Here is a 25,519-nt window from a genome sequence, read left to right as displayed (position 1 = left end):
AGTTTCATGTATTTATTCAATGGATACAGTTGTGTTATTTGCAACAGTTGCATCGAATTCATATCCCATTTTCATTTCCGCTTTAGAACCACAAGGAAGAGGAACACAGGTACAACAGAATATTACCACCGATAAAGGCGTGCGGTTTTTTCCGGTAATATAAACTTCAGAAGAAGTAAAATTCACTATATCCCCAGAGGGCAAGGTTAGAAATCGAACCTTAATACCTAAACGTCCCTTTGTTCCAAACCAAGCAGACCTCTTTGCTTCACTTACAACCCCTTTGGCAATCGTACCTGCCGGAATAGCTACTGTTTTATTAATAAGAATATCTCTTGATACTTTGAAGTCGATATTTTGTCCCTCATGCACCTGGGACGCCTTTACATTACTAATAGCTTCTAACGGAACTATAGTGCCAGCCTTAATAACTATTTCTTGCTTCTCTTGGGCTTTGGATGTTATACATGCCAATGTAACCATCAATAGAAATAAAATCTTTTTCATTGCGCGTATTTATTTAGTTTGTTCTTTAATTCATTGAATAAATTGGGGAACTAATAACTATGTAGATGAAACACTATTTCTTTTTATTACCCCTGTAACTTTGTATATAATTTTAATAGCTGGAATCGGAATTTCAAATGGAGGATAAAAATAGTCACCTTCCATAGGGCCATCTGTATGTTTTATATGATTGTCTGACATGCATATAAGTGCTGTTTTGTCCTTATTGTAATAGAGCCTTTTAATATATCTGTTTGATTCTGTTTGCACAACATATACGCTTCCCGGTTCTATAAAAGATTCATTAAGTGGACGTATTCCGATAAGACTTCCAGGAGGATATCCTGGTATCATACTATTTCCATAAACATACAGAGATGCCTCGCTATCTTTTAGTAAATCTCCGACATTTATCCACCCTGTACGAGAACCGCACATATCTATATTCGCATTACCGGCAGCAGCTTTTGCATTATATACCGGCACGAGTTTCCCTGTATGAGTTGAATTTGTGACAATCTCAATACCCTTCGTAAAGTCTTCGTAGTCTAATTTCATAATTCCTGCTATTTTCGCAGTTTCCTCTTCTGTTAGTGTTGTGAGTTGTTTGTTCAATAGATTTCTTTCTATTTCTTGGTAGTTTAAATAGCTATAATAATCTTTGAAGAAGTCTATAACTGTATAGTCGTACTCAAAAGGTGGAATCACTTGAATAGATGATTCTGTTTTGATAGAGTTGTTTTCAACTGAGGATTCTTCTTGCTTCTTCAATGGCTCCCCTCTACCTGTTAATATGTAGTCGGAGTTTATATCATTTCTATTTTCGCATATAGCAGAAAGGATGTCAGATGGAAGTGATTTATCCTTCCCTCCGGTAGTCTTTCCATCTCTCATCTGAGATATTTTAGATTGAGCAGATTTTACGCCATATTTTTTTTCTATTTCATAAGGGGTTATTCCTGCCTTATCTATTGTCTCAAAAAAACGTTCAATCATTCCCATAATATTCAAAGTATTATTTTGGCTTTATAATTATAAAGTATACATTTGCATCGAAATCAAGTTGCGGATGATTTCAACTAATATGTTTAACTGCTCCCGTAAGGGACTATATAGGCGACTTTACTTCAAACCGCAACTTTGGAGTTGGTCGCTTTACTTTATTGCTTATGGAAAGACCTATTATTCCATTCTGTGAATTGGATAAAGATAATCATATTCCAGATCCACGATCAATCATCCAGATTGCAGTTTCAGATTATAGGAATAGTAATATATCTGATAAAGAACTTTCTGAACATATATGTGATTCTCTTGCATTACTTATGAAAGATTATCAATTGAATATTGAATGTTATAATGATACATCCCACTTAATTTTTAGAGAAAATAAGGATTGAGGCGACTACGATTGATACTATCCATGATACGGCTTCAATATATTGATGTAGGCGTATAATGGATTCCTGATGCCTTATTTTCTTTTTATAGTTCAATTCTTCATTTTGTAATCTTAGGTTTTCTGACATTAACTTATCCAATTCATTCTTTCTGTTAATTTCATCCTCATGCTCCTTTTGTAATGCTTGAAAGCCTCCTATCTCTATAAAATCTTTACCTTTTTGGGTTGCCGTGCATATATAGTGGTCCGGCATGCATAATCGCATTGGTTTTTCGATTAACCCTTCTGGAAATAGAAACTCGTCAATAATAGACATTCCTCTTTTAGTATCAATAGAGATGCAATCTTTTGATATAATCTCTATCAATATATCATCTTTTTCTTTTGCTGAATATATATCCATGTCTCCATATTATAATAAGGTATAAAGTGGCCTAATAGTTAAATGATGTTTAATACTATATAATTCTAAAGCATTTATTGTTATGCTTTAGAATTATATAGTATATTTGCATCATCAATCAATCACGAAGCAAAGGTAGCGTATTGAGTTGAGTAATGCAATAGTACATACATATTAAAATACACGATTATGAGCACGAATTTTAAAAATCAGATGAAAGAGGTCATGAGCCTTGCTTGGCGCTTCTTTAAAGTAACAGGCGAAAGTTTCTCTGAATGCCTGAAAAAAGCTTGGCAAGTTTGCCGGCTTGCCAAAGAGATGAAAACTAAAACAGTTCAATTTTTCTATCAAAAAGTGAATGGTGAAATCAGACAAGCTTTCGGTACGATGAAAAAAGAAAAGATTCACGATAAGATAAAAGGTACTGGTGTGCGAAAGAATGAAGACCTTTTCAATTATTGGGATACCGAAGTAGGTGGCTGGCGTTCTTTCAAGAAGTTTAACCTTATAAAAATAGTATGATTATGACACACTACGAATTAGAACAAGGCTTGAACGCCTTATACAGAGACTTGGATAATGTTCAGAATATGGATGAAGCAACAGCCTGTAAAGTTTACAACGTAGATTGCAAGGCTGATATTATCGAAGTGATGCAAGAAGAAATAGAGACTTACAAAGCAATTCTAGGACTTGATGCTAAAGAAGACGATGGTATGGATTACGATGCCCTCTGTATGGTTCAAGGATTGAGCCGATACGCATAACACCCCTACCCTGCTGACGGATTGAACGGCAGCCGATAGCGAGAATCGGGCAGGGTTCTATTGATTAGTTCTTTGACATTTTGGTTAATACGAAAAGAAATTCAACCATAGCAGAAATGCCGTGACCGGTTGAAGGTTTGAATTAGTTATAAACATCACTTGGAAGTCCGAAAAGTCTTTATCAGTAAGCATATAGCAGGTTAGGCGAGCTATAACGCTATCTAAGTGATTCATCATATAGCCCTATTGACAGCTTGAAACTGGCAACTGATAGTGAGAATCAGATAGGGCACAAATTTTAAATTATACGATTATGTCACATTATTATTCAAAAGTAGATGCTGATAGTTTATTATCACTTGTAAATGCATCTGATTGCGTAGAGTATTTCGATACATCTAGTTTGGTTTCTGAAATGGATGAAACAGAAGTCCTAAATCAGATAAGCGAAGATACTATAATTAGTTATCTCGAAGATAAAGGGTTTAAAATCGAAAAGGAGGATTGAATATGAAACTAATCCAGTTTATTTTATCCATAATTTTAGCCTTATGTGCTATTGGTATGCTATATGGGGCTATTACGACATCTAGCCCCATGAAATTAATGTCTATTGTTATAATGGGTATTATATGTATTGGGACTTTCGTCTTTGTCAGAATTGCCTATATAGAATTACACGAATAAGTTCAAATTAATAGAAAGGAGTAGGATTATGGGAGTATTTGAAAGAAAAGCATATGGATTGTCTTGTGATGTATGCCAGAAGGTGTATATAAATGAATATCTAGACAAAAGTCTTTGGTGGAATGAAAATTCGGCAAAGGAAGATGCAGAAAACAAAGGATGCTGGTTAATAAAAGATGAAAAGTGCTATTGCCCTGCCTGCTATGAGATTGATAAGGATGATAATGTGACTATCAAGGAGAAAAAAGAATAATCAAATAAAGAATAGTAATGAATGAAATTATAATTATTAACGGCTATGAGTATACAAAGGATGAATTTGATACCATAGCGGCATTTATAGGAAGCGATATTAATTAACTAATAACATAAATAAGTATGAATAGAGGGCAAGAAGTCGAACTGGCAGCAAATGCCGAAGTAGATGGTTTGAATGGCTTAGAAGGCTTTGATAGAACCGATATGATAAATATGTTTGGTTCTGGCGTTACTTGGGCAGATGCTCATCCTGAAGAAATCGAAGGGTGTGACTTCTGCAAACAAGAAAGAGTTGCTACCCATAAGTCAAAAGAGTGTGATTTAAGTTACGATGGTGAAACTCTATGCGTAGACATTGATATACCCTTAACTTGGGGTAGTGCAACTGGTTATTATGGCTTTAATATTAACTACTGCCCGTTTTGTGGCAGAAAATTAAAGTAGCTTATGAACTCAATAAACGAAAACGGTTGCAGCGTATGTCAAATAAAGTAATGAATCAAGAAAGAACATTGCCCTTTGGCAAGTACAAAGGACAAGAAATAAAATATATCATACTTACCCACATAGGGTATATCATGTGGTGCTTTGAAAATATTAGTTGGTTTAAGTTAACCGATGAAGAGCAGGCGATATATGATGCAGTTGCGATAATGATTAAGAAAGATAACCTCGAAATGACTTTTCCGGTTGAGTTAATGTATAAGCATATAAGGAATAGAGAAGCATTTGAGCGATTGGAAACACCATTTATTGATAACAATAGCTATACATCCTTTAAAACGATAGACAAAGATAATCCAATTTGCAAAAGTGTAGAAAAATACATAACATCTACAGAATTACATAAGATACCGTCATTTCCTGATTTGTGTAGTGGACTTTTACATTCTATGAATAAAGAGGTTGATAGAGCCTATTGTAACGGAGAGGCTGATGAAGATATATTTGATTATTAAAAAACTAGAAATCCGCAAAAAGGTAGACCGATAATCCGGCATAAGGTTCCTGCAATAAGTCAGTACTGTGAGTAAGGGAAACCAGCCGGGCGGATTCTGAAAAATATAGTAGTTTTATCGTGTTTTATTTTGTGTTTGTGTTGTACGGGTGCGCGGTCTGTGAAGATAGCGCATCTTTTTATTTGAAGGAATGGCGGAATTGGCAGATGCGGTAAAGCTTGGCATTCCCGGTTCGAGTCCGGGTTCCTTCACTAAGTTTATTTTATGTTTAACCAATGATGCCGACGAAAAGGACGTCGTAGGGTTTAAGCCCCTGTATTTATTTGATTTTTAAATGTTCTGCATCTATCCCGGTGTCCGTTGATTCGGTATCCGGGAACAAAGTAGCTCGTGAGAGTGAATGTTTATCAATAAAAGAACAAGAATATCAAAGTCCACATTAGAGCGCTAATGTGGCAATCATGGATAAGTGGCGGAATTGGAAGACGCACGGAACGTATGCCGGGACTCTCGCTTATTGGCAGTAAAGCCCATCCCCGTTCGAATCGGGGCTTATCCACAATCACTAATAAAAACAGCTTATGGAAAAAGTAAGTAGCAAAGAAAAAATGAAAACCATGAAGAAAGGAGCAACAATCAAGTTGCCAATATCTTCATTAGAGACAATTCGTAACAATGTATCCCTTTTGAACGCCAAGCATTACAGTGAAGGCAAGAAATGGAAGTCTGAATCATTCAAAGAAAAAGGCATTGTTATAGTTACCAGAACTGCGTAACCAATCAACTTACACGATTATGGAAAGAGTATTAACAGAACTTACACCTGAATGTGAAGTTACAGCACGAATGTACGCACAGGGGTATGAGAAGAAGGAAATAGCTTCGATGAAATGCAGGGCGTTGAGCACGATAAATAACCAACTGCAAGAGGCTTTCAGAATTCTTCGAATTAGAAACGGAAGAGAGTTGGCGACAATGTTTTATGAACGAATGACAGGAATGAAATTTACTATGGACTTCTCTCCTGTTGCACGTTCTGCAGTTGCTTGCTGTTTTTTATGCCTTTTTTCTTTTTCACTTTATCACGAACAGAGTGATATGAGAAGGGCAAGAAGAACAAGAGTTGAAACTATCGAAAGAGTAAGGAGGTCAGAATGAATGCAGAAGCAAAACTAAATACTCTGTATCGAATAGGTAGCAGAGTTTCTCTCAACAAAGAGCAGGCAAAAGAGTTTGTAGGCGGTCGTTATAGGCTTGAAAAGCTGATAGCAGAAAAGAAAATACGGGCAGAAAAGACCGGAACCACGAAAATGTCTCCTTATGCAATCAATGCTTGTGATGTGCTTCTTTACGCTATTGATTCTAAAGAACAAAGAATATAATTAACCCTTTAATTTTTACGATTATGAATGAAAAAGAATTGGCTATTAGAGAAAAAGAATCTTCCTTCGAGATTCAAGCAGCAGATTTGAGCAAAAATGAACTCCCATCTTTAGAGGATGCTCAAGAGCTTCCGATAGACTTGTGCGGCAATTATTGGTCTCCAGAACATGCGGGAGAATTCAAGAAAATGTTTTTTGCAGAAATCAAACCACAAAAGGTATTGAGTGCTACCAATCCAGATGAATTAATAGATTTGGATTGTGCTTTCTTTTTGGAAAGAAAGGAGGATGGAACAGTTCAAACTATAACCAACGGCTCCCGAAGATTAGTAGGTATTTTGGAGCAGTACATCGAGAATGGTGCTCTCAAAAGAGGTACTCCTCTAAAAATCACCTACATGGGTAAAAGAAAGAATAAGACCAATAATTTCCAGTCAGACAATTGGTCTGTTAAGCCTTTGCTTATAAACTTACCTGTTGCCGGATAATGGAAACGTTTGACTTAAATGTATTTGCAGAAGGGGAAGAACTTAACCCTTCTGCCTATAACCCGGAAGACTATCCCACAAAAGAGGAAATGCTTGATTTCATATATTCAAACTTTCACAAACCACCTATTAATATAGACTTGAAAGGATTAAGTGTTAACGGAGTGGTAAAACGTGACCCGATGGATATGTATTTGAAAAGCAAGCATATTTCTTCTTCTAACCTAAAGAACGCTCTCAAGACTCCCCGCTCATTTTATTATGATTACGAAAGGGTGTTTGAGGAAAAAGAAAAGCCTTGCTTTCAGTTAGGGACATTTGCTCACATGGCATTCTTGGAACCACGTTTATTTGAGCTTGTAAAAGTAGAACCTAAATACAGTCAATCATCCAAAGAAGGAGTGATTGGAATGATTAAGTTCTACAACGATTTACTTTCAAATGATAAAAATTATATTCCAGATGTTGAAGAAGAAATACCTTCTGAAAGATGGAATTTTAATGACTTGAAAGAGCATCGTGACTACAAGAAGCAGAAATGTATAGACTTGGGATATTCCTTTATTAGTGAAGATATGAGCATGGTGATAAAGGCTCTTGAAAGAAACTATTATTGGTATGGCGGTGGTATTATCCCTCAGTTATTGAAAGGGGCTTATTCAGAAGTGTCTTTTTATGGCAAAGATGAAGAAACCGGATTGAATGTACGGGTAAGACCGGATTATTTCAATGTAGAGGAAAACATCGGTGTAAACGCTGTCATTTCCTTCAAGACCACACGAGCCGACGAACTCGGCAAGTTTTATTATGATTGTGGCAAACTCAAGTATGAGTTATCCGAAGGTATGTATCAGGAAGTAATGAGCGGTATCACCTGCCGGAACTTCAACGTAACTATAATGATTATGTTGCAGACAGTAGAACCTTACGATGTGGCTGTTCTTTTCTGGTCTCCTGACGATTTGGCAAATGGGAAATACAAATACCACTATGCTCTTTCGATTGTAAAAGATTGCTTTGATAAGAACTGGTTTCCGGGATACGATGCCAAAGCAGAAGAAGGAGCTAGAGGTATTATTGATATGCAGTTGCCTGAATGGAGTCAAAAGACGCTTCATCCGGTTGCTATTGATGATTTTTAATAATGAATTTATGTAAAACAGATATTCAAATAATAGAGCGTTTACTTATGCAGTGCTCTGATAGAATAGAGAAATACGCTTCCAAAACATCTCCCGACCAGGATTTGTGTAGAAGGTGCAAGAAAATGCTTAAGAAATTAAAAACTAAGAAATAATGATTGATTTAAAAGATTATGTACCGGAGGAACTTAAATTCAAGCTTCCTTCCACAGTAAAATTCCCCGAAGTTATTTTCTCTGATTGCGTCTGTATGGACGACGTTAAAAAGAAGTTGTCAGAGCATTTTGTAACCATCCAAGAAAAAGATGTAATTGCTAACCGGGTGATGGATGATTATGAAATCTCAACTATTCGTGCGAACTATGGCGAGATTGCCGAGGAACAGATGCCGGAACTTGAAGCACAGTTCGAAGCTTTGAAAATCAAGTTCAACACAGAGAAGAAAGACTTTGAGGCAAAGATTTCTGCATTACATACCCAATTCAAAGACCTTGTGAACTTGGCAAAGAAAGGCATTAAGGATTATCCTTTAAAAATGATTGATACCTTCCGTATTCCTGTGATGGGGCATTACCTGTATTATTCATGGGTAAATGATACATTTCGTCTGGCGTTGGTTCAGGAAATACCGAAGCATGAATACAATGACCTTTTCAATTCAGGTGAAATGAATCAGGCAGCCTTTAAAACACTTGGCTATGAATTACCAGATATAGATGTGAAGGATACTAGAAAGAACCTTCGAAAGTTTGGCAAGGATGAAAATATTGTTGAAGTCTGGGAAGAAGATGGTCAGGATGTTTGGTTAGAACACTGGATTGAAGACTTCTTGAATGAAGGTAGTGGTGAGATTGTTCCTATCCAACGCCATGAATGGCATAGAGTACCAATAGAAGAAAGTCCATGGAGAAAGGAGGAAGAAAATGACGAGACTGGCGCACAAGAAGGGGCGACCGACGAAGTATCGGCAGAGTCTGAGAAATAATCCTTATTGGGAAGAGGTAAAACGCAAGGTTAGAATTCGCGATGGTCATAGATGTCAGGTGTGCGGTAAGACATACAATTTGGAAGTCCATCACAAGGTCTATGACATTGCAGGATATTCCATAGTTGGACATGAATTAGAGTTCCTGTATTGTCTTGAGATTTTATGTGAGGATTGCCATCGAATGAAACATGGTAAGTAACTTTGTTAACCTGCCTGCTTGTCTGCAAGATATAGTGGGCAGACATGGAGAAGTGGCAGAATTGGTATTGTTAAGTAACCGCCCGTCAGCGGTGAAAAGGATGGACGTAAATAGCCTGACGGCGTAGAATATCATCCGATTGCGGGTTCGAGTCCCGCCTTCCTCCACATGGGGAACGTTGTTTTTCGCTCTATTTTCGGATTCCTTCAATAAAAACATTGAAATGAGCGCGGTTAGTTTTTGCTGTTTTTAATTCCGTAAATAAAACAGCACACGGGCGGTGTGGTCTGCTATAAGTACCGGTGCACCCTTATAGTTCTGGTTCAAATCCAGACCGTCCACAAACCTTAGAGAGAGAAGCATATAAAAGCGGGAATTCAGCTTATACAAAGTACGGGGGCTGGCTGATGATTGCCGGTGACACGACTGAAAAGAAGCCGAAGCTTTGTATAAGTTCCTGTTAGTAGTGTGTTTCGTTGGAATAAATGTTGAATCGCCCCGAAGAATACGCTTCGGGGCTTTTAATTAGAAACCTATAAATATTAGATATGAAACAGGTAAGCAGTAAACAAGCTCAGAGAAACAGAGAAGTTGCTAAAATAAAGCAGTCACTTTCTCCCTCTTGTGCAATATGTGGTAAGCCGGCTGTAGATGCCGCACATTTGATTCCTAAGAGCATGTATCCGGAACACTACACCAATCCTCAGAACATTGTAGGATTTTGTCGGGAATGCCATAATAAGTACGATAATAACTTGGCATTCAGACAGCGGCAAAAGCGTCTCATAGAGCGTGTGAAGTCTTTTGATGAATGTGCAGCAAATAGATATTTCCGTTTATGAATAGTTATCAACTAATATCCAAGCTCCGAAAGGTTCGGGATGATACCTATCTCACAACAGCCGCCCAAGCTCTTTATCACGAACTTGTAGCCATCTGTAATGAAATGAAGTGGAAGGATGTTTTTAAAAAGAAGAACTCTGATTTGTGTTCTATTCTGAATATGTCAGAGAAAACCTTAATAAAATCAAGGGGTGATTTGAGCGATGCCGGATTACTTTACTTCCAATCGACAAAAGACAAGCGAATAGGTTGTTATTACTCATTTACTACTGTAATATCATCCGTCTATTTTCCAGATGAAAGTACAGATGATTCTACAGATGAAAGTTCAGATGATAATAACGAAGGTGGAGAAATACCACCTGTAGAATCATCTGTAGAAACACCTGTAAAATGCTTAGATGATAATTTGGCATCATCTGAACTATCATCTGGAAAATGTTTAGATGAAACGAAAATTCCACCTATTATAGATATTAAAACTATAAACAAAGAAGAGAGTCTCGCGCATACGCACGAGAATCCCCCACCCGATAAGAAGAAATCCCGAAAGGAAAAAGGAGATGAAACTCCGTTAGTTTACCCTTTCACTTCTATGGCTTTTATATCAGCTTGGGAAGCACTCCGTAAAACTCCGAAATGGAAAAAGAAGCTCAACTACGCCCTTCAACTTTCGCTTGATAAACTTTCCAAGTTTGAAGAAGAGTTTGCCATCCGGCAGATTGAAAGAGCTATTGAATCTAATTGGACTGGGGTTGTATTTACGGGAACTGAACGAGATTATCAAGAATGGTTAAAATTAAAGCATGGAAACAATCAGAAATCAAATCAATCCTCAGAGTGTGCCGTTAAAGTTCGGACGGTCAAGTTATGATGCAGTTGCTTTCAGGAATTCTTCAGCTCTTTTCCGTAGGTGCTGTTTATTGGCATGTCCCGAATTCACTGTTGATGAAAGAAATCGTGATTTTATGAACGAGCTTTTTTTATATCTCATCAAGGGATCGGAAAAACTAGATGGAAACAAAGGTTTATTACTGTATGGTCCTGTTGGAACTGGTAAATCCACGATATTGAAAATTGTCCAATTGTACGACAGGTATAGCAATGGTAAAGACGAAACCGGATATTACTTATCTGGTGGATTTCCTATTGAATCAGCTACATTCATTTCTAATCAATACACCAGAAAGGGAGTTGATGGTATTTCTAAATACGATGGGTTAAACGGAATTGCCCTAGGTATTGACGAAGTAGGGAAAGAACCAAGGGTAAAATACTTTGGTTCTGAAATGGATATAATACAGTATATTCTCCAATCCAGATACGACAATCGTAGGATATGCAAAACGTTTATGACTACCAATATGCAGCCGGAAGAGTTTGAGCCTAAATATGGGGAATATATCGCAGACCGAATCAATGAAATGTTTAATGTAATCGAAATCAAAGGAAAAAGCAGACGATGAAATCACTTAAATACTTATTGGCCGTATTCTCCATCATTGGACTATATGCGGCCTTTTATTTTATCCTTTATTGGATAGTTGAATATTGCTTACGAAATTTAATATAAAGAAAGAAATGAGCAAAAAAATCTCCATAAAAGTAACTGAAGCACAACCGCTTCCTTGCCCTTATTGCGATGGTTTTTACGGTTATCAGTATAGTGATCTGTTTAGAATGAGTTACACGAGTGTGCATAATTCCGACGGCATATATTCCGGTGGGGAATATTCCGATGGGGGTTCCTTAAACAGGGGTAAAACAGCTTATTGTGTGAATTGTGGTGCCAAACTACCTTTTACCCTAATACGTGAAGGTGAGGAACAAGTCGAATAATTAAAAATAAGAACAGATATGAAGAAAATCATGTTCAATGATAAATACGGCTTAACGAAGGCTGTATTGGATGGTCGGAAACGAATTACAAGGAGAATAATTGCGGATAAGAAGCTGAATTACTATGCATCTATCAATTCCAACTTTGTATTAGTTCCTGTTCCTGACAGCCAAAAGACAAATCCAAAGGATGAAAATATCTATTTTGGTATAAAGGATAAGATAACAGATAATTACTTCTGTGATACTATAACTTCTCCACTCCGGATAGGTGAAGTTTTGGTGGTGGCAATGAGCTACGAATATGTTTTCTATGAACTTCATTGCGGTCTGCCTGATAAGTGCAGTACTGGCGCAGGATGGAAAAACAAAATGTTTGTCAAGGCTGAACATATGCCATATAAAATCAGAATTACCAATGTCGGAGTAGAACGTTTACAAGACATATCAGATGAAGATTGCTTAAAAGAAGGAATTGAAGAACATTTAAAGGGTGTACAATACGGATTTACTTCAAATATTGGATATATAGGTCAGTATCCATTTTCTACTCCCCGTGAAGCCTTTGCCGCTTTGATAAACAAAGTATCCGGAAGAGGGACATGGGAACATAATCCTTTTGTTTGGGTGTATGAATTTAAATTGTTTGACTAATAACCGAAATAGATATGAATCTAAATCAAATATATAATGCAGAATGTCTTACTTGGTTGCAATCACTTCCAGATAAGAGTATTAATTGCTGTGTTACTTCTCCACCATATTACGGGCTACGTGACTATGGCAATGAAGCTCAAATAGGACTTGAAAAAACTCCGGAAGAATATATTGAGAAATTAGTGAATGTATTCCATGAGGTTTATCGGGTTTTAAAAAACGATGGTACATTGTGGGTGAATATCGGAGACAGCTATGCTGGTTCCATGAAAGGTGCAGCGCGTTTCCCAGATAATGCAATGAATTATAAGCAAGGAACAAATAGAGGGACACTTGGCAAAGCTACATTGGTAAAACAGTGTACGGGATGCAAAAATAAAGATTTAATAGGCATTCCGTGGATGCTTGCTTTTGCTCTTCGTGCCGATGGTTGGTATTTGCGGCAGGATATCATTTGGAGTAAACCTAATCCGATGCCGGAAAGTGTTACGGATAGATGTACGAAGTCGCATGAATACATCTTTCTCTTATCAAAGAGTAAAAAATACTATTTTGATAGTAAATCTATTCAGCAGACAGCTTCTCAAAGCGTAAAAAGTAGGCTTGGCAAAGTTGAGAATGTAGGATATAAGGCTTTTGCGACTGCTAACAGTTTGGAGGAATCCAATCCGATGTTCCGGAAGAGTACGACACGTGAATATCAGTATGCAGACAAAGCTAATAAACGTTCAGTTTGGCACATTCCAACATCCTCTTATAAAGATGCACACTTTGCAGTATTTCCAGAGAATTTGATAGTTGATTGCATTAAAGCGGGCTGCCCTGAAGATGGTATCGTAATTGACCCGTTCATGGGTTCTGGTACTACGGCCGTAGTTGCCAGGAAGCTCAACCGCTATTATGTAGGAGCTGAGCTTAATCCTAACTATATAGGCATAGCAAAAAAGAGACTAAGTAAAGAATTGGGATTTTTTAAATAATACAAATCAGAATAGAAATGAAAGCAATAACAATAAAACAACCGTGGGCCTCTTTGATAGTCCACGGCATCAAGGATATTGAGAACCGGAGTTGGCGAACAAATTTCCGTGGACGTGTCCTTATTCATGCTTCCGGTTCCCATGGTAGAAAGTTTAGCGTTGACCTAACTGATGCGCAGACAAAGGCAGCATTTGCTACAATAGCTAAAGAAACCATGTTTGGAAATATGCCTTTTGGCTCCATCATCGGCAGTGTGGAGATTGTAGACTGCGTGCAAAACCATCCATCCATTTGGGCGGATAAAGGAGTTTATAACTGGGTATTGGCTAATCCTGTGTTATTCAAAAAGCCTATTCCGGCAAAAGGGAGACTATCATTTTGGGAATATGACAATCTATCAGAGGATGCAAGGAATGTTGTTGATGATGTGATTAAGAAACTTAAATCAGAATAGAAATGAATAAAAAAGTAATATTGCCATGCCCATTTTGTGGTGAAATACCAGTGTTAGAACGTCAATATTTACCTGCATCACTCTGTTTATCATGTAAGAATGATAATTGCTATGTAAATCCTGCTATAGAGATTACTGTATTTTGCAAGAAAAATAGCGACGGTTTTACGTTTGCGCCTCAATTTGAGCAGCATGAAAATGAAATTATTGAAAAATGGAATAAAAGAAACGTTTAAAAGAAAAAAGATATGAGTAAACAGTCAGAAAACAGAGAAAAGCAGGGTTTTCAGAAGAAGTGCCCTTGCTGTGGTAATTGTCTTCACTTTACGAGTGAAATAGTGAAAGAACCTTCTTTTATGCCCGGAAGTTATTGGGAGCGTGAAAAGAATCTCCGTTGTGGAATTGGTGATTTCAAAGTTGGAAAATCAAACTGGTGTCAGGAGCATAAGTTTAATAAATGACAAAAAAGGCGGGCAACTCAATACCCGCCTCTAAAATCCACTAATTTGGTAAATTTTGCAATAAGTGACTGTCTCTCTACAAAATTACAAAAAATACCCAAAAAACCAAGTTGCTAACCCTTTAAAATGATACGACCAAAGCATTATCAGTATTACAACCTGTCCCCACCCGCACAGCGAGAAAGGACTACATTAACCACTTCCGGAGCGAGAAGCCCTTAGAAGGAATCTATTTCACTGACTTCATCCGGGATGTACTTGAAAAGCGAAGCAGACGCAAGTCTGAACACTATGCAGCCGTTTATGATGCGATAATAAAGCACATAGATAACTTCTCATTAGAGTTTGACTGTGATATATTCACCAATTCGGTGACGGCTGAGTTCCTAGACGATTTCATCATTTACCTGGAAGACCAAGGATTAAGACATAACACGATAGTAGGATATATCCTGAAAGTGCAAACACTTGTCCGTAGAGCATCGCAATACAATTATGCAGTAGATGTTACCTACGATGAGATTGATTTGAAATGCGAGCCTACAAATGCGGTTTTTCTCTCAATGAATGAAATCACTAGGATATACTACTACAAGTTTGAGAAACAGGACAAGAGAAAGGCGAAAGAGCGTATCCGTGACCTGTTTGTTATTGGTTGCCTGACTGCGCTAAGATATTCCGACTATTCCACATTGACGGCAACCAACCTGCAAAACGGATACATTGTAAAACGAACCAAGAAAACGAATGTTAATGTGAAAGTTCCGGCACATGACTATGTGAAAGAGATATTCGAGAAGTACAACGGATTTGTTCCTTGCGGCCTCTGTATTCAGTACTTCAACAAGTACCTGAAAGTGATAATGAAAGAAATCGGCCTAAATGATAAAATCACTTTTTCCTATACAGAAGGCGGCGAACTAAGAACTGTTACCCGTGAGAAATGGGAGCTAATCAGCAGTCACACAGCCCGAAGGAGTGCGGCGACAAATATGTATCTGACCGGGCGGATGAAAACACTGGAAATAATGAGGTTAACTGGGCATCGGACAGAGCAAAACTTCTTCCGGTATATCCGGTTGACTGGTGATGATACGGCAAGGTCAATTAGCGGTGATTTGTTTTTTAAAAAGTAAAATCAATAACTAATATGGATAATAATATCGACCAACACTTGTATGCTGAATCAATGCAAAAAGCATTACAGGTTGATTTTCTCATAAATAGTGAGGAACTAAGATTGTATGCAACGTCTATCTATAATGCTTCAATATGGAGTAGAGAAATGGATAAAAGAAATAAAGCAATTCTTAAAAATAGAAGGCTTTTAAAATAGAAAAGGAGAACCAGCGAGCACGACCAAGCTTAATTCTCCCAAATCTTACACGATTATGATGCAAATATACTATTTACTTTTAAAATAATCGTGCTATGGTAAAAGAATTTTCAGTAGTTTCGGAACTCAAGGCTATACGTGAACAAAAATCAAGACTTTCAGAGAGAGAAAATGAATTATCGGCACCAGTGTTGTCGGATTTGGAACTTATCCCAGTGATATATGAATGGTTCAAAGAGGTATTGTCAGAGATGGCCTTCCCACCACAGGTAGAATGTATTACTCAGAGAAAGAAGTTTCTTTTCATCGTTCTTTTCCTCTTTTCCCCCAGTGTATTAGCCGGTGGTCGTATGCCTAATGGAGTTAGAAAGAGCTTGGAAGAAGTGTTTCCTAACGTAAAACCATGCACAATATCGAACAATTTGGCAGATGTTGTTTTTCTCTATCAACAATATAAAGACTTTAGACAGGATATAGAGTATATTTACACCGAAATCGTAAGTCGGTTGAAATTCAAAGGGCTAATCAATTAATGAGCCGGGGCTTAGTGCTCCGGCTTTTCTGTTTGGTTCACAAAATCAAATTTCAAATAAAACTCTTGTCTGAACAATCTTTTTAAGGCTGCTAAATATTTAACCATATCATCATATAGTTTTTCTTCTTTTTCTTTTATGTCGTTTTCAAATTCATTCCTTATTTTCTTCCATTGCTCTATGCTATCTATTGCCATTTTAGATAATGCGGAATTGTTTGGGTCTTGATTGGATAAATCAAAAAATGTCTTCCAATCAGAAAGAGAACTTATAGCATTGCTCGCAATATAACATATAAATGTGACATAATGCTGTGAACTATCTACAAGGTTATTAATGCGTTTTATTGTATACTCATCGTCAATAGAAACCATCAGCAAACGGTTTTCGTGATTTAATTTCAACAATGTTTTGTTCGCATCATTTATCAATGTTGATAGCTTTTCTACTGAATGTTTATCATATAAATAATATAAAAGTTGATTTTTGTATAATTGTAGTTCTTCTGCTAAATGTAGGATTTCTATAAAGCGGGTAGTTCTTTGCTCAATATAGGAATGTTTTCTTTGATTTTCAAAAGATATTTCATTCTTTATGATTTCCATTCCTTTAGTTATTTCTTCAATATCTTCTTTGGTTGCAAGATTTTTGCCTTTTTCGGTTTCATAAGATATACTCTGTGCCGATTCTTTGGTTGCTTCATTTTTTGTTCTTTCTGCTATTAATGTTATTTCGCGTATATCGGATTTAGTAGCCATGTTTTTCCCTAATTCTGTAAGCATTGCGATTTCTTTAGAATCTTCTTTAAGAGCTATATTTTCACCTTTCTTCTCTGCGTAAGATTGATAAAATAAAAAGGCAATACTCCAAATGGCATTTCCTACAAAGAATAGTATTCCAATTATTAAATAGTCCATATTATTCTCCTTTCTCTAATTTAATTTTCTTTCCGCAGTGTGGGCAAGTGATAGCGTTTTCTTCCTTGTCTTCATTCAGCAAATCAGTTATTCCTACACCTAAAGCCTTTGCTATTTCTCCTAACTTCCCAATGGTAGGGTTGCCGGACACGGCGGCATACAGGGCTTGATATGTCACTCCCATTCTTTTAGCAAGGTCTTGCATGGTAATACCCTGCTGTTTGCAGATTTCTTGTACTCTTAGCATGATATTCAAATTATAATTTGATGCAAAGATAGGAATAGTTTTCAAATTATACATAGAATATATAAGAATAGTATCAAAAAATAATTTGAAAATTTTTCTATCAAAATTTGGTTTATTCAAAATAAAGTTTGATATTTGCGTCGTAATAATCAAAACATAGTTTGAATAACAATTAAAAGATATACGATAATGAAAGCAACAGACCTTTTTAATTATAGAAAAGAAGATTTTGAGACTATTGAATCATTCTCAAAGAGGGTATATGAGACAGCAAAGAGATATAGAAGTTCTTTACACTTTACACCGCAAGAAAGCTATCATGTACTAACTATACTCGCAAAATATTATAATGAAAGCGCGTCTGATATTCTTTCTGCTATAAGAGATATTGAATTTAGATGTGCTTCAAGAAAGTATAGAATACAATGGGTTAAATGCTTAGCAGACCATTACTTAGTGATAGATAAAAGATAAGTTTAACCAGCAGGGTGAAAGCCCTGCGTAATATGCACGATTATGAATACAAAAGAAATAGAAATTGGTTTGAGATACAGAGTTTCAGGTGATTTAGCTAACGGTCACTATGCAGATGGCACACCGTGTATAGTACACGAAGATGTAGTAAGGGTGATAAAGAGAGTCACAGATACTCATGTTATTTGCGAGTGCGGTCGTAGATTTATTATTAATGATAATCTCAAAATCGAGAAGTTCTAAGTTTAACCGGTAGCCTTCGGGCTACCACAATATACACGATTATGAAAGCAACAGTCATCAGACAGAGAACAATAGAGAAATTTATTATGTCAGAGTTTGTACAAGGCAATTTAGATACAGAAGAGCAAGTAAGTTGCATGCTTATTCTGATTCAGAAGAAACTAGATATGTCAGTAGAAGAAGCTGGCGAGTTTTTGAGAAATGCAATTGGTATTAACACTTAAATATACGATTATGACAAAACAAGAACTTGAAAACAACATGACTAGGGTAGCCGGTTTGCCGGTTGAAATTACAGTAAGAGGCAAACGTTCATTCACCTTCTCTTTTGAGGGCAAGAACGAAACAGCAGCAATGAAGATACAGCAATACTTTGTACCTGTATCGCTTGAATATGATTACGATGAAGAATGTGACCTGACTTGTTTATATATGAATCTTTAATAACACTCTTATGAAAATAGGTACAATACAGGTGCAGATTTATGCCCCTAAACTTTTGGATTGCCAGCCTGATTTAAACAATCTGCCTTTTGCTACAGATGAACATAATAAAGATAGAGTATTCACCGAAGAAGAATATCACCGTATTTTTAAGAGTTACCCGTATCCATTTGTAGACGGTGTTTATGTACACCGTTTCAAATCAAATGGTTATGATTGTTATACTAAGTACATATTTATCGAACAAATAAATTAAACGATTATGAACTCAATAAACAAAAACGGCTGCAGTGTATGCGCCCCTGGTAAAGAAAACTACTGTACCTACAACACCAAGCTGAAAGGTAAGAAAGTGAGAATGTATCAGTATGACTATCGTACTGAAAATGGTGATTTGTTCGCCTGTTGTGCGCCAAGTTTAGAGGCATGCAGAGAAAAGCGTGATATTTGGCTAAGGTCACGACAATAGCAAACCTTTTATATATTGTTTGTTCTGTATTACCAGATAATTTCGTTATCTTTGGTTGCGGTAGTACCTTTGGGGTACTATCGCGGGTTAGAGCAGTGGGCAGCTCGTCACTTTGACTTGGTGAAGGTCAGCGGTTCGAATCCGTTACCCGCAACTATTTAATTATTAATTTAAAAGACACGATTATGAACGTATTAACGCTTTCGATTAAGCAAAAGTATTTCGATGAAATTTTAGCAGGTAAAAAAACTCATGAATACCGCGAAATTAGACCTACCAACGCAAAGAAGTATATAACTTATTTATGTGGTGGTAAAGAATATAAGGCTGACGAAGAACTTCCCGAAGAGGGTGAAATCGAATTGAAGCCTATCAAGTACGATGCTATTAAACTTCTTACAGGCGAATACAAGGGCAAACGCCCGTATATGATTATAGAGGTAAAGAGTGCAGAAGCAGTTATTCTCACAGACGATAATGGGGATGATATTGTTTATGAGTATCAAGGTGAAGAGTACCTCGCAGCCCAGATGGACTATACTTTAGGCAAGGTATTAGAGAAACATATAGATTGATTGTTTAATTTAAAATTATTGCTGAGTCGCAAGAAGAGTAAACAGAGTAGCCGGACCGCGCAGAAATATGAATGGTGCAGGTGCTGGCGGTAGATTAGTTGCTAATCGTAGGGGGACGGCAAGTGCCACCCAGTTAGGTTCACGTAGACAACGTTACAGTGACCTTCGTGTTTCATTTGGATTATCAGGTGGTTAGCTATGAATAAGGTAGAGCAAGCGAACCGGTATATAGACCTCATTCGGGTAAAATCGAATGAGGCTTTACTGTTTTTATCCTTGGGTAAAGACTCGCTTGTCTTACTTGATTTAATCTATCCAAAGTTTGACCGGATTGTTTGTGTGTTCATGTACTTCGTTAAAGACCTGGAGCACATAAACAGGTGGATTGGCTGGACAAAAGCCAAATATCCAAAGATTGAGTTTGTACAAGCGCCTCACTGGAATCTTACTTACATTCTTCGTGGTGGGCTGTATTGTGTCCCTAATCCAAAAGTAAAGTTACTGAAACTTGCGGATATAGTACAAGCTATGCAGCTAAAGTATGGTGCTTATTACACATTCTTGGGAATGAAGAAAGCCGATGGCATGAATAGGCGTTTGATGCTGAAAGGATATGAAGCTAATGGATATGAGAATAACGGCTTATGTTATCCTTTGGCTGATTGGACGCAGATGGATATTCTTGCATACATGAGACAACACGCGTTGCCAGAACCGGTTAGATATTCTTTAAAAGCTAGTTCAGGAGTGGGTTTTAATCTTGATTGTATGCTTTGGTTAAAAGAGAACTATCCGCAGGATTTACAACGAATCTATCGGGTATTTCCAATGAGTGAAAGAATTTTATTTGAGTATAATAATAAAAACAAATAGCCGAGTCAGAAATAGAAGAAGAGGAAGAATGAAAAGTGCTGCCGATATAGGCGTACAAACTAATCGTTTGAGTAATGCTGCAGCCAGTAATCCAGGAAGGCAGGCAAGAATTAACAGTATCGGTGGTGCCATGTATCGTAATTTAAGCCGTTTAAATTATGCTGGGAATCGAAGTAATTATCAACGATATTCAAGGTCTGCTCGTCAAGGACGCAGTGGTGGATTAGGGTTAAGTAATGGATGATAAGAAAGGAGAATTGCCGAGTCAGAAGAAGAAATAAAACAGCATCACAAATAACAGCTCAAGCCTCTCGATTACAACGAGAAGCTGAAAGTCGGTATGGTACGAGATTTACAAGGCGTAACTTAAGTATAGTGAATGCATATAATAGCACAATGGGAAAACTAGCGCGTAGACAGGTAGCTAATCGTGCAACAGGTTTAAGCAATGGATAACATGGAGCTTTCAAAGTATATCAAAAGTGAATCGGTAGAACTAAATCGTTCTGCCATTCACTTTGCAAATTATAATCCCCGAAAACTTTCCGATGAATCACGAAAGACATTAAAACGTGGTATCAAGAAATTCGGGTTAGTCGGTGGAATTGTCGTGAACAAGCGAACCGGGTTAACCGTAGTTAGTGGACACCAACGTTTGTCTGTCATGGATGAGTTGCAGAAGTTCCCCGATAACGACTACCGCATCCGAGTCGACGTAATTGATGTGGACGAAAAACAGGAGAAGGAATTAAATATTCTGATGAATAACCCAAACGCACAAGGTACTTGGGATTTTGATGCTCTTGCACAGATTGTTCCTGACATTGATTGGAAAGACGCGGGCTTGACCGATGCCGACCTAAACATGATTGGTGTTGATTACCTATTACAAACCGAAGAAGAAAACTCTTTGGCTAATGCTTTGTCAGATATGATGACACCCGTCATCGAACAGAAGGAAGCAGATAAAGCCGCCAAGCAATTAGAGCGTGCCGAAAAGGTAGCCCACATGAAAGATGTCAAACAACAGGTAAAGGAGAATGCACAGAAGCAAGCCGAGGATATGGATGCTTATGTGATGCTATCCTTTGATACCTATGAAGCAAAAGCTGCTTTCTGTGAACGGTTCGGTTATGAGCCGGACATGAAGTTTATCAAGGGAGAGGTGTTTGATGGCCAAGTAGAAAGGATAGATTAATAATTAAAAATTTGGAGGAAAGCTGAGTTAAAAAAAGACAGAGAAGTTTTAGTGAAATCCTTGCAACAACAAAGAGGTTGAGAAGAACCTATGCCACAGGCAGAAATATTGCAAGAAATATTGCAAACAATCAGCGTATCACACGTGCAGGTAGAAATGTAACTCAAAGATTGGCAAAAAACCTAAAAGTAGATTCTTCGTTGCTTTCTTATCCTAATTTTAGAGATAGAAAAGGCTACACATCTGCAAGTAGAGGTTTAAGTAATGGATAAGTGATATGAGCAATAGTGAATCTCAAAATATAAAAGGTCGTGGAGGAAGAAAGCCTAAGTTTGATTATACAAGCGAAGACTTTCTTTCTCTCATAGAAAAGTATGCCCAAAAGGGATTCACGGATAAGGAAATAGCTTTGGCTATTGGATTGTCACCACAAAAGTTCTGTGAGAAGAAAGGGCAATACAAAGAATTAAGTGAAGTATTAGTGCGTGGGCGGGCAACGATTACTGCAGCCGTAAGGGCAAAATACCTTGCAATGGCTATGGGGGGAGTTAAGGTTAAGAGTGAAACCCGTAGATTCATTCAAGAGAAATGTCATTGTATGGGAGAAGATGAAAAATGTCCAGATTGTGGTGGGACTGGATGGGTAACACTTACCGATAAATCCATTGTTCAAGAAACAATAAGCGAACTTGCTCCGAGTTTACAGGCTCAATCAGTTATTCTGTACCACTATGATGAAGACTGGAAGAAAACAGAGCGTAAGCTTGACGAAGAAGCTGACATTCCTACCGACATAAACCACGGTATCAGTATTGATTCATGGATTAAAGACAAACTGAAATGATAGAACCCCAGGCGATATACCACCCTCTGTACACCGATAATGAGAAATTCATTATCCTTATCACCGGTGGTCGTGGTTCCGGCAAGTCCTTCAATGCTTCCACTTTTATCGAACGGCTGACCTTTGAAATGACGGAAGCCGAAAAAATAGTCCATCAAATACTCTATACTCGTTACACGATGGTTTCTGCCGGTATGTCTATCATCCCCGAAATGATGGAGAAGATAGAGTTAGACGGGACAACTAAATATTTCAAGACCACCAAGACGGATATAGTCAACAAGATGACTAAAAGCCGTATCATGTTCCGTGGTATCAAGACTTCATCTGGAAATCAGACGGCAAAATTGAAGTCTATTCAAGGTATCACTACTTTTGTCTGCGATGAAGCGGAAGAGTGGACCAATGAAGAAGAGTTCGACAAGATAATGCTCTCCATTCGTAAAAAAGGTATTCAGAACCGGATTATTATCATAATGAATCCGTGCGACTCCAATCACTTCATCTATAAGAAGTACATTGAGAAAACTAACAAGTTGGTAGAGATTGACGGTGTACAGGTTCAAATCTCCACTCATCCGAACGTACTTCATATTCATACTACCTATCTGGATAACTTAGAGAACCTTTCACCGGAGTTCCTGAAAGAGGTTGAGGATATGAAGGTGAGCAATCCCGAAAAGTATGCTCATGTGGTTATCGGTCGCTGGGCTGACGTTGCGGAAGGTGCTGTGTTCAAGAAGTGGGGCATTGTTGATGAGTTCCCGGTTTGGGCAAAGAAGGTGGCTTTCGGGCAAGACTTCGGTTATACACATGACCCGTCCGCTTCCATTCGTTGTGGTATCGTTGATAACGCCCTTTACTTGGATGAAGTGGATTACCGTACTGGATTGCTTTCTTCTGATATTATCAAAACGCTTCGACCGTGGGGATTGAAGGTTATTGCCGATAGCGCAGACCCTCGTTTGATTCAAGAAATACATAACGGAGGTATCAAGATATATGCGGTGGAAAAAGGTGCAGGCTCCATTAGCGCAGGTATTGATAAGATGCAGGGCATGGAGATATACATAACCAAGCATTCGTATAACTTACAAAGCGAGTTCCGAAAGTATGTGTGGGCGAAGGACAAGGATGGAAAGTATATCAATGACCCCGAAGACCATGACAACCACGGGATAGATGCTGCCCGTTATTATGTTTTGGGTGAGCTTCTGGGAAAGATTCAGAAGCCGAAAGATTTAACTGGAATATTCACACACTAAAAATATAGATTATGCCATTAACGCTTGAAGAAATATTAGCATTGCCTGACATCGGGCAGAAAATAAGCTACTTGAAGAAAGGTAGAAAAACCGAGCTTCCTGACCGTTGCAAATTGTGGGACGACTGGAATCCGGAGCGCCACGAAATCATGGTGGATAAAGAGAGGTATCCGGATAGAAAAGTGCTTGAAAAGGAAGCAGAGAAGGTTTTCGATGAAAAGACCGGCAAGACCTACGAGATTGAAGCGCAATACAAGACCGAACCGGTGAACCGTATCTCCATACCCCTGGAGCAGGACATCGTGAACATTCAAACGGCTTTCACTGTAGGCACCGAACCTTCAATAGATTGTACTCCAACAGATGATGATGAAAAGAAGCTGCTGGATGCTGTCAAGGCTGTATTCAAGTCCAATAAAATCAAGTATCAGAACAAAAAAATAGTTCGTTCCTGGTTATCCGAGCAAGAGGTAGCCGAGTATTGGTATGCGACCGATGATGATTCGTTTTGGGCAAAGTTCTGGAAAAAGGTTAAGACTACCTTTGGAGGCAAGGTAAAACCTACCAAGAAGTTGAAAAGCGTGTTATGGTCACCATTCCGAGGTGATAAACTTTATCCGTTTTTCAACGATGAAGGTAAGATGATAGCTTTCTCCCGTGAGTACAAGAAAAGGCTCATGGATGATTCGGAAATTATCTGCTTTATGACTATTACGGACAAGATGGTTTACCAGTGGGATTTATCCAAGGGTTATGAGGAAAGAACAACTTTCGCTCATGGATTCCCAAAGCTTCCTGTAGATTACGCTTATCGCCCCGAAGCATACTGTACGAAGATTAATACCTTCCGGGTAAGGTTGGAGAAACTTCTTTCTAACTATGCCGATTGTATAGATTATCATTTCTTTCCCATTTTGGAATTGATTGGTGAGGTAATCGGATTCACAGGCAAGACAAAAGATAGAACAGTAAAACTGGAAGGAGAAGGAGCCGGTGCGCGGTATCTGACATGGGACCAAGTTCCAGATACGATTAAATTTGAAGCCGAAACCCTTACCAACATGGCATATGATATGTCAAACACTCCACGCATTTCTTTTGAGACACTAAAAGGTATTGGCAAGGCTTCCGGTACAGCTTTTCGTTTCATGTTTATGGGAGCGCATATGGCAGTCGAAAATCATGCTGAGGTAATAGGCGAGTTTATGCAAAGACGTGTAAATTTCATAGTTTCCGCTTTAGGGGCTATCAATCCATCCGAGTTTAGTAAGGCATCCCAAACCATCGACATTGAAACAGATTTGGTTCCATATATGATTGATGATTTGAATGACAAGGTTACTACTGCTGTTTCTGCTGTCAGTGGTGGAGTATGGTCCAGGCGTGAGGGGATTATGTTTGCTGGAAATGCTGATAGAATTGATGAAGAGTTGAAAGAAATCGAGGAAGAACAGGCAACTAAAAATACTAAAACCGGAGAAATAGGACAGAAAAATGCTTCGTAGTCAGAAAAATCACGAGGGTTATAATTTTAGTACATGAAAAATAGAACATTTTAATCATGGGAAAGAAAAAAGGTTCAAAGAAAAAGGGTAAGGGCTGTTAAGCTCTCCTTTGGGATAGCGGTGACTCGATAGGATTTCCGCTACCACTTTGTTAAAAGTAACAAAAACGTTATTTTTAT

Annotated in this window: 44 protein-coding genes and 2 tRNA genes; 41 read left to right on the top strand and 5 right to left on the bottom strand. The window is 37.9% G+C overall.

All coding sequences use genetic code 11. From position 1 onward, the window contains the following. Positions 1-12 precede the first annotated feature (12 nt). The 3 genes from BacF7301_RS16345 to BacF7301_RS16335 form a co-directional block, all read right to left on the bottom strand. The gene (locus tag BacF7301_RS16345; RefSeq protein ID WP_167964438.1) at positions 13-507 is read right to left on the bottom strand and encodes a hypothetical protein; all 495 of its coding nucleotides are present in this window, start codon (positions 505-507) and stop codon (positions 13-15) included. A 57-nt stretch (positions 508-564) separates the two neighbouring features. Next, a complete protein-coding gene (locus BacF7301_RS16340) occupies positions 565-1,509 on the bottom strand; it encodes a S24 family peptidase (RefSeq protein WP_167964436.1) in 945 nt (314 codons plus the stop codon). A 371-nt stretch (positions 1,510-1,880) separates the two neighbouring features. Next, positions 1,881-2,312, bottom strand: coding sequence for a hypothetical protein (locus BacF7301_RS16335; RefSeq protein ID WP_167964434.1), 432 nt, complete (start codon positions 2,310-2,312; stop codon positions 1,881-1,883). 213 nt (positions 2,313-2,525) lie between these two features. Here BacF7301_RS16335 and BacF7301_RS16330 point away from each other — a divergent pair, with 213 nt between their 5' ends. The 26 genes from BacF7301_RS16330 (at position 2,526) to BacF7301_RS16200 (ending at position 16,286) form a co-directional block, all read left to right on the top strand. After that, positions 2,526-2,834: an SH3 beta-barrel fold-containing protein gene (locus tag BacF7301_RS16330; protein WP_245208252.1), complete on the top strand. Its 309-nt coding sequence runs from the start codon at positions 2,526-2,528 to the stop codon at positions 2,832-2,834. A gap of 2 nt (positions 2,835-2,836) precedes the next feature. Continuing rightward, positions 2,837-3,079 carry a hypothetical protein gene (locus BacF7301_RS16325; protein ID WP_167964430.1) on the top strand — a complete coding sequence of 81 codons (243 nt, stop codon included), beginning with the start codon at positions 2,837-2,839 and terminating at the stop codon, positions 3,077-3,079. A gap of 313 nt (positions 3,080-3,392) precedes the next feature. Continuing rightward, positions 3,393-3,587, top strand: coding sequence for a hypothetical protein (locus BacF7301_RS16320; protein WP_118496584.1), 195 nt, complete (start codon positions 3,393-3,395; stop codon positions 3,585-3,587). A 207-nt stretch (positions 3,588-3,794) separates the two neighbouring features. Then, positions 3,795-4,019, top strand: a complete 225-nt coding sequence (locus BacF7301_RS16315; RefSeq protein ID WP_167964428.1) for a hypothetical protein — start codon at positions 3,795-3,797, stop codon at positions 4,017-4,019. A 125-nt stretch (positions 4,020-4,144) separates the two neighbouring features. Next, on the top strand, positions 4,145-4,468 hold the full coding sequence (locus tag BacF7301_RS16310) for a hypothetical protein (protein WP_167964426.1): 324 nt from the start codon (positions 4,145-4,147) through the stop codon (positions 4,466-4,468). 35 nt (positions 4,469-4,503) lie between these two features. Further along, the gene (locus tag BacF7301_RS16305) at positions 4,504-4,983 is read left to right on the top strand and encodes an exodeoxyribonuclease X C-terminal domain-containing protein (protein WP_167964424.1); all 480 of its coding nucleotides are present in this window, start codon (positions 4,504-4,506) and stop codon (positions 4,981-4,983) included. A 184-nt stretch (positions 4,984-5,167) separates the two neighbouring features. Beyond that, positions 5,168-5,234: transfer RNA gene (locus BacF7301_RS16300), tRNA-OTHER, on the top strand. Positions 5,235-5,564: 330 nt separating this feature from the next. Next, entirely contained in the window at positions 5,565-5,759 is a 195-nt protein-coding gene (locus BacF7301_RS16295; RefSeq protein ID WP_118299779.1) for a hypothetical protein, read from the top strand. Positions 5,760-5,778: 19 nt separating this feature from the next. Continuing rightward, positions 5,779-6,141 carry a helix-turn-helix domain-containing protein gene (locus BacF7301_RS16290; protein ID WP_167964422.1) on the top strand — a complete coding sequence of 121 codons (363 nt, stop codon included), beginning with the start codon at positions 5,779-5,781 and terminating at the stop codon, positions 6,139-6,141. Beyond that, a complete protein-coding gene (locus tag BacF7301_RS16285) occupies positions 6,138-6,365 on the top strand; it encodes a hypothetical protein (RefSeq protein WP_055167878.1) in 228 nt (75 codons plus the stop codon). The genes BacF7301_RS16290 and BacF7301_RS16285 overlap by 4 nt, the downstream gene beginning before the upstream one ends. Before the next feature lie 23 nt (positions 6,366-6,388). Continuing rightward, entirely contained in the window at positions 6,389-6,853 is a 465-nt protein-coding gene (locus tag BacF7301_RS16280) for a hypothetical protein (RefSeq protein WP_167964420.1), read from the top strand. Beyond that, on the top strand, positions 6,853-7,995 hold the full coding sequence (locus BacF7301_RS16275; RefSeq protein WP_167964418.1) for a PD-(D/E)XK nuclease-like domain-containing protein: 1,143 nt from the start codon (positions 6,853-6,855) through the stop codon (positions 7,993-7,995). The genes BacF7301_RS16280 and BacF7301_RS16275 overlap by 1 nt, the downstream gene beginning before the upstream one ends. 154 nt (positions 7,996-8,149) lie before the next feature. Next, positions 8,150-8,980, top strand: coding sequence for a hypothetical protein (locus BacF7301_RS16270; protein WP_167964416.1), 831 nt, complete (start codon positions 8,150-8,152; stop codon positions 8,978-8,980). Next, positions 8,919-9,182 (top strand): HNH endonuclease, encoded by a 264-nt coding sequence (locus BacF7301_RS26120; protein ID WP_167964414.1) that lies wholly within the window; start codon positions 8,919-8,921, stop codon positions 9,180-9,182. The genes BacF7301_RS16270 and BacF7301_RS26120 overlap by 62 nt, the downstream gene beginning before the upstream one ends. Beyond that, complete coding sequence (locus BacF7301_RS16260; protein ID WP_167964412.1) at positions 9,172-9,309, top strand: hypothetical protein; 138 nt, start codon at positions 9,172-9,174, stop codon at positions 9,307-9,309. Before BacF7301_RS26120 ends, BacF7301_RS16260 begins: the two co-directional genes overlap by 11 nt. A 421-nt stretch (positions 9,310-9,730) precedes the next feature. Then, complete coding sequence (locus tag BacF7301_RS16255) at positions 9,731-10,024, top strand: HNH endonuclease (protein WP_167964411.1); 294 nt, start codon at positions 9,731-9,733, stop codon at positions 10,022-10,024. Next, positions 10,021-10,899: a hypothetical protein gene (locus BacF7301_RS16250; RefSeq protein WP_167964409.1), complete on the top strand. Its 879-nt coding sequence runs from the start codon at positions 10,021-10,023 to the stop codon at positions 10,897-10,899. Before BacF7301_RS16255 ends, BacF7301_RS16250 begins: the two co-directional genes overlap by 4 nt. Further along, a complete protein-coding gene (locus tag BacF7301_RS16245; RefSeq protein WP_245208251.1) occupies positions 10,832-11,491 on the top strand; it encodes a P-loop NTPase family protein in 660 nt (219 codons plus the stop codon). Before BacF7301_RS16250 ends, BacF7301_RS16245 begins: the two co-directional genes overlap by 68 nt. Before the next feature lie 391 nt (positions 11,492-11,882). Next, positions 11,883-12,518, top strand: coding sequence for a hypothetical protein (locus tag BacF7301_RS16235; RefSeq protein WP_167964405.1), 636 nt, complete (start codon positions 11,883-11,885; stop codon positions 12,516-12,518). Between the two features lie 14 nt (positions 12,519-12,532). Then, on the top strand, positions 12,533-13,501 hold the full coding sequence (locus BacF7301_RS16230; protein ID WP_117578438.1) for a DNA-methyltransferase: 969 nt from the start codon (positions 12,533-12,535) through the stop codon (positions 13,499-13,501). 17 nt (positions 13,502-13,518) lie between these two features. Further along, positions 13,519-13,956, top strand: a complete 438-nt coding sequence (locus tag BacF7301_RS16225; RefSeq protein ID WP_167964403.1) for an ASCH domain-containing protein — start codon at positions 13,519-13,521, stop codon at positions 13,954-13,956. Between the two features lie 2 nt (positions 13,957-13,958). Further along, positions 13,959-14,192, top strand: a complete 234-nt coding sequence (locus BacF7301_RS16220; RefSeq protein ID WP_008765943.1) for a Lar family restriction alleviation protein — start codon at positions 13,959-13,961, stop codon at positions 14,190-14,192. A gap of 12 nt (positions 14,193-14,204) precedes the next feature. Beyond that, the gene (locus BacF7301_RS16215) at positions 14,205-14,417 is read left to right on the top strand and encodes a hypothetical protein (RefSeq protein ID WP_167964401.1); all 213 of its coding nucleotides are present in this window, start codon (positions 14,205-14,207) and stop codon (positions 14,415-14,417) included. A gap of 191 nt (positions 14,418-14,608) precedes the next feature. Then, positions 14,609-15,553: a phage integrase SAM-like domain-containing protein gene (locus BacF7301_RS16210; RefSeq protein ID WP_167967226.1), complete on the top strand. Its 945-nt coding sequence runs from the start codon at positions 14,609-14,611 to the stop codon at positions 15,551-15,553. 14 nt (positions 15,554-15,567) lie between these two features. Continuing rightward, complete coding sequence (locus BacF7301_RS16205; protein WP_167964399.1) at positions 15,568-15,753, top strand: hypothetical protein; 186 nt, start codon at positions 15,568-15,570, stop codon at positions 15,751-15,753. Positions 15,754-15,848: 95 nt separating this feature from the next. Next, positions 15,849-16,286, top strand: a complete 438-nt coding sequence (locus tag BacF7301_RS16200; RefSeq protein WP_167964397.1) for a hypothetical protein — start codon at positions 15,849-15,851, stop codon at positions 16,284-16,286. Between the two features lie 11 nt (positions 16,287-16,297). Here BacF7301_RS16200 and BacF7301_RS16195 read toward each other — a convergent pair whose 3' ends face one another. Beyond that, complete coding sequence (locus BacF7301_RS16195; RefSeq protein WP_167964395.1) at positions 16,298-17,203, bottom strand: V-type ATP synthase subunit I domain-containing protein; 906 nt, start codon at positions 17,201-17,203, stop codon at positions 16,298-16,300. A gap of 1 nt (position 17,204) precedes the next feature. Further along, a complete protein-coding gene (locus BacF7301_RS16190; RefSeq protein WP_245208250.1) occupies positions 17,205-17,450 on the bottom strand; it encodes a helix-turn-helix domain-containing protein in 246 nt (81 codons plus the stop codon). Between the two features lie 189 nt (positions 17,451-17,639). Here BacF7301_RS16190 and BacF7301_RS16185 point away from each other — a divergent pair, with 189 nt between their 5' ends. The 15 genes from BacF7301_RS16185 to BacF7301_RS16115 all read left to right on the top strand — a co-directional run bounded on the left by BacF7301_RS16185 (position 17,640) and on the right by BacF7301_RS16115 (position 25,340). Continuing rightward, the gene (locus BacF7301_RS16185) at positions 17,640-17,924 is read left to right on the top strand and encodes a hypothetical protein (RefSeq protein ID WP_118440029.1); all 285 of its coding nucleotides are present in this window, start codon (positions 17,640-17,642) and stop codon (positions 17,922-17,924) included. Between the two features lie 42 nt (positions 17,925-17,966). Next, positions 17,967-18,167: a hypothetical protein gene (locus tag BacF7301_RS16180; protein WP_118307238.1), complete on the top strand. Its 201-nt coding sequence runs from the start codon at positions 17,967-17,969 to the stop codon at positions 18,165-18,167. A gap of 41 nt (positions 18,168-18,208) precedes the next feature. Continuing rightward, positions 18,209-18,391, top strand: coding sequence for a hypothetical protein (locus tag BacF7301_RS16175; protein WP_167964393.1), 183 nt, complete (start codon positions 18,209-18,211; stop codon positions 18,389-18,391). A gap of 10 nt (positions 18,392-18,401) precedes the next feature. Beyond that, the gene (locus BacF7301_RS16170) at positions 18,402-18,611 is read left to right on the top strand and encodes a hypothetical protein (protein WP_167964391.1); all 210 of its coding nucleotides are present in this window, start codon (positions 18,402-18,404) and stop codon (positions 18,609-18,611) included. 10 nt (positions 18,612-18,621) lie between these two features. Then, positions 18,622-18,867, top strand: a complete 246-nt coding sequence (locus tag BacF7301_RS16165; RefSeq protein WP_167964389.1) for a hypothetical protein — start codon at positions 18,622-18,624, stop codon at positions 18,865-18,867. A gap of 6 nt (positions 18,868-18,873) precedes the next feature. After that, on the top strand, positions 18,874-19,080 hold the full coding sequence (locus BacF7301_RS16160) for a DUF3873 family protein (protein ID WP_167964387.1): 207 nt from the start codon (positions 18,874-18,876) through the stop codon (positions 19,078-19,080). A gap of 81 nt (positions 19,081-19,161) precedes the next feature. Continuing rightward, positions 19,162-19,234 (top strand) — tRNA-Val (locus tag BacF7301_RS16155). Positions 19,235-19,265: 31 nt separating this feature from the next. Continuing rightward, entirely contained in the window at positions 19,266-19,655 is a 390-nt protein-coding gene (locus BacF7301_RS16150) for an ASCH domain-containing protein (protein ID WP_005862452.1), read from the top strand. A 198-nt stretch (positions 19,656-19,853) separates the two neighbouring features. After that, complete coding sequence (locus tag BacF7301_RS16145; protein ID WP_167964385.1) at positions 19,854-20,528, top strand: phosphoadenosine phosphosulfate reductase domain-containing protein; 675 nt, start codon at positions 19,854-19,856, stop codon at positions 20,526-20,528. A gap of 28 nt (positions 20,529-20,556) precedes the next feature. Next, the gene (locus BacF7301_RS16140) at positions 20,557-20,772 is read left to right on the top strand and encodes a hypothetical protein (RefSeq protein WP_167964384.1); all 216 of its coding nucleotides are present in this window, start codon (positions 20,557-20,559) and stop codon (positions 20,770-20,772) included. Positions 20,773-20,985: 213 nt separating this feature from the next. After that, positions 20,986-21,726, top strand: a complete 741-nt coding sequence (locus BacF7301_RS16135) for a ParB N-terminal domain-containing protein (RefSeq protein ID WP_167967224.1) — start codon at positions 20,986-20,988, stop codon at positions 21,724-21,726. A 77-nt stretch (positions 21,727-21,803) separates the two neighbouring features. Beyond that, positions 21,804-21,998, top strand: a complete 195-nt coding sequence (locus BacF7301_RS16130; RefSeq protein ID WP_167964382.1) for a hypothetical protein — start codon at positions 21,804-21,806, stop codon at positions 21,996-21,998. Positions 21,999-22,003: 5 nt separating this feature from the next. Then, a complete protein-coding gene (locus BacF7301_RS16125) occupies positions 22,004-22,570 on the top strand; it encodes a hypothetical protein (RefSeq protein ID WP_167964380.1) in 567 nt (188 codons plus the stop codon). Next, on the top strand, positions 22,567-23,835 hold the full coding sequence (locus tag BacF7301_RS16120; RefSeq protein ID WP_167964378.1) for a PBSX family phage terminase large subunit: 1,269 nt from the start codon (positions 22,567-22,569) through the stop codon (positions 23,833-23,835). The genes BacF7301_RS16125 and BacF7301_RS16120 overlap by 4 nt, the downstream gene beginning before the upstream one ends. A gap of 11 nt (positions 23,836-23,846) precedes the next feature. Continuing rightward, the gene (locus BacF7301_RS16115) at positions 23,847-25,340 is read left to right on the top strand and encodes a phage portal protein (protein ID WP_167964376.1); all 1,494 of its coding nucleotides are present in this window, start codon (positions 23,847-23,849) and stop codon (positions 25,338-25,340) included. The last annotated feature ends 179 nt before the right edge of the window (positions 25,341-25,519 follow it).

Origin of the sequence: Bacteroides faecium (assembly GCF_012113595.1) — a bacterium.
GTDB lineage: Bacteria > Bacteroidota > Bacteroidia > Bacteroidales > Bacteroidaceae > Bacteroides > Bacteroides faecium.
The sequence above is the reverse complement of the archived record's forward strand: the minus strand, read 5'-3'. Positions and strand labels throughout refer to the sequence as shown.

Coding starts and splice junctions, on each gene's coding strand:
- BacF7301_RS16180 (WP_118307238.1), top strand. CDS start 17,967: ATGAATACAAAAGAAATAGAAATTGGTTTGAGATACAGAGTTTCAGGT.
- BacF7301_RS16250 (WP_167964409.1), top strand. CDS start 10,021: ATGAATAGTTATCAACTAATATCCAAGCTCCGAAAGGTTCGGGATGAT.
- BacF7301_RS16170 (WP_167964391.1), top strand. CDS start 18,402: ATGACAAAACAAGAACTTGAAAACAACATGACTAGGGTAGCCGGTTTG.
- BacF7301_RS16175 (WP_167964393.1), top strand. CDS start 18,209: ATGAAAGCAACAGTCATCAGACAGAGAACAATAGAGAAATTTATTATG.
- BacF7301_RS16340 (WP_167964436.1), bottom strand. CDS start 1,509: ATGGGAATGATTGAACGTTTTTTTGAGACAATAGATAAGGCAGGAATA.
- BacF7301_RS16220 (WP_008765943.1), top strand. CDS start 13,959: ATGAATAAAAAAGTAATATTGCCATGCCCATTTTGTGGTGAAATACCA.
- BacF7301_RS16315 (WP_167964428.1), top strand. CDS start 3,795: ATGGGAGTATTTGAAAGAAAAGCATATGGATTGTCTTGTGATGTATGC.
- BacF7301_RS16125 (WP_167964380.1), top strand. CDS start 22,004: ATGAGCAATAGTGAATCTCAAAATATAAAAGGTCGTGGAGGAAGAAAG.
- BacF7301_RS16235 (WP_167964405.1), top strand. CDS start 11,883: ATGAAGAAAATCATGTTCAATGATAAATACGGCTTAACGAAGGCTGTA.
- BacF7301_RS16145 (WP_167964385.1), top strand. CDS start 19,854: ATGAATAAGGTAGAGCAAGCGAACCGGTATATAGACCTCATTCGGGTA.
- BacF7301_RS16160 (WP_167964387.1), top strand. CDS start 18,874: ATGAACTCAATAAACAAAAACGGCTGCAGTGTATGCGCCCCTGGTAAA.
- BacF7301_RS16290 (WP_167964422.1), top strand. CDS start 5,779: ATGGAAAGAGTATTAACAGAACTTACACCTGAATGTGAAGTTACAGCA.
- BacF7301_RS16215 (WP_167964401.1), top strand. CDS start 14,205: ATGAGTAAACAGTCAGAAAACAGAGAAAAGCAGGGTTTTCAGAAGAAG.
- BacF7301_RS16310 (WP_167964426.1), top strand. CDS start 4,145: ATGAATAGAGGGCAAGAAGTCGAACTGGCAGCAAATGCCGAAGTAGAT.
- BacF7301_RS26120 (WP_167964414.1), top strand. CDS start 8,919: ATGACGAGACTGGCGCACAAGAAGGGGCGACCGACGAAGTATCGGCAG.
- BacF7301_RS16335 (WP_167964434.1), bottom strand. CDS start 2,312: ATGGATATATATTCAGCAAAAGAAAAAGATGATATATTGATAGAGATT.
- BacF7301_RS16280 (WP_167964420.1), top strand. CDS start 6,389: ATGAATGAAAAAGAATTGGCTATTAGAGAAAAAGAATCTTCCTTCGAG.
- BacF7301_RS16185 (WP_118440029.1), top strand. CDS start 17,640: ATGAAAGCAACAGACCTTTTTAATTATAGAAAAGAAGATTTTGAGACT.
- BacF7301_RS16305 (WP_167964424.1), top strand. CDS start 4,504: ATGTCAAATAAAGTAATGAATCAAGAAAGAACATTGCCCTTTGGCAAG.
- BacF7301_RS16345 (WP_167964438.1), bottom strand. CDS start 507: ATGAAAAAGATTTTATTTCTATTGATGGTTACATTGGCATGTATAACA.
- BacF7301_RS16165 (WP_167964389.1), top strand. CDS start 18,622: ATGAAAATAGGTACAATACAGGTGCAGATTTATGCCCCTAAACTTTTG.
- BacF7301_RS16330 (WP_245208252.1), top strand. CDS start 2,526: ATGAAAGAGGTCATGAGCCTTGCTTGGCGCTTCTTTAAAGTAACAGGC.
- BacF7301_RS16295 (WP_118299779.1), top strand. CDS start 5,565: ATGGAAAAAGTAAGTAGCAAAGAAAAAATGAAAACCATGAAGAAAGGA.
- BacF7301_RS16260 (WP_167964412.1), top strand. CDS start 9,172: ATGGTAAGTAACTTTGTTAACCTGCCTGCTTGTCTGCAAGATATAGTG.
- BacF7301_RS16150 (WP_005862452.1), top strand. CDS start 19,266: ATGAACGTATTAACGCTTTCGATTAAGCAAAAGTATTTCGATGAAATT.
- BacF7301_RS16325 (WP_167964430.1), top strand. CDS start 2,837: ATGACACACTACGAATTAGAACAAGGCTTGAACGCCTTATACAGAGAC.
- BacF7301_RS16245 (WP_245208251.1), top strand. CDS start 10,832: ATGGAAACAATCAGAAATCAAATCAATCCTCAGAGTGTGCCGTTAAAG.
- BacF7301_RS16285 (WP_055167878.1), top strand. CDS start 6,138: ATGAATGCAGAAGCAAAACTAAATACTCTGTATCGAATAGGTAGCAGA.
- BacF7301_RS16320 (WP_118496584.1), top strand. CDS start 3,393: ATGTCACATTATTATTCAAAAGTAGATGCTGATAGTTTATTATCACTT.
- BacF7301_RS16120 (WP_167964378.1), top strand. CDS start 22,567: ATGATAGAACCCCAGGCGATATACCACCCTCTGTACACCGATAATGAG.
- BacF7301_RS16205 (WP_167964399.1), top strand. CDS start 15,568: ATGGATAATAATATCGACCAACACTTGTATGCTGAATCAATGCAAAAA.
- BacF7301_RS16275 (WP_167964418.1), top strand. CDS start 6,853: ATGGAAACGTTTGACTTAAATGTATTTGCAGAAGGGGAAGAACTTAAC.
- BacF7301_RS16200 (WP_167964397.1), top strand. CDS start 15,849: ATGGTAAAAGAATTTTCAGTAGTTTCGGAACTCAAGGCTATACGTGAA.
- BacF7301_RS16195 (WP_167964395.1), bottom strand. CDS start 17,203: ATGGACTATTTAATAATTGGAATACTATTCTTTGTAGGAAATGCCATT.
- BacF7301_RS16135 (WP_167967224.1), top strand. CDS start 20,986: ATGGAGCTTTCAAAGTATATCAAAAGTGAATCGGTAGAACTAAATCGT.
- BacF7301_RS16190 (WP_245208250.1), bottom strand. CDS start 17,450: ATGCTAAGAGTACAAGAAATCTGCAAACAGCAGGGTATTACCATGCAA.
- BacF7301_RS16225 (WP_167964403.1), top strand. CDS start 13,519: ATGAAAGCAATAACAATAAAACAACCGTGGGCCTCTTTGATAGTCCAC.
- BacF7301_RS16270 (WP_167964416.1), top strand. CDS start 8,150: ATGATTGATTTAAAAGATTATGTACCGGAGGAACTTAAATTCAAGCTT.
- BacF7301_RS16115 (WP_167964376.1), top strand. CDS start 23,847: ATGCCATTAACGCTTGAAGAAATATTAGCATTGCCTGACATCGGGCAG.
- BacF7301_RS16255 (WP_167964411.1), top strand. CDS start 9,731: ATGAAACAGGTAAGCAGTAAACAAGCTCAGAGAAACAGAGAAGTTGCT.
- BacF7301_RS16140 (WP_167964384.1), top strand. CDS start 20,557: ATGAAAAGTGCTGCCGATATAGGCGTACAAACTAATCGTTTGAGTAAT.
- BacF7301_RS16230 (WP_117578438.1), top strand. CDS start 12,533: ATGAATCTAAATCAAATATATAATGCAGAATGTCTTACTTGGTTGCAA.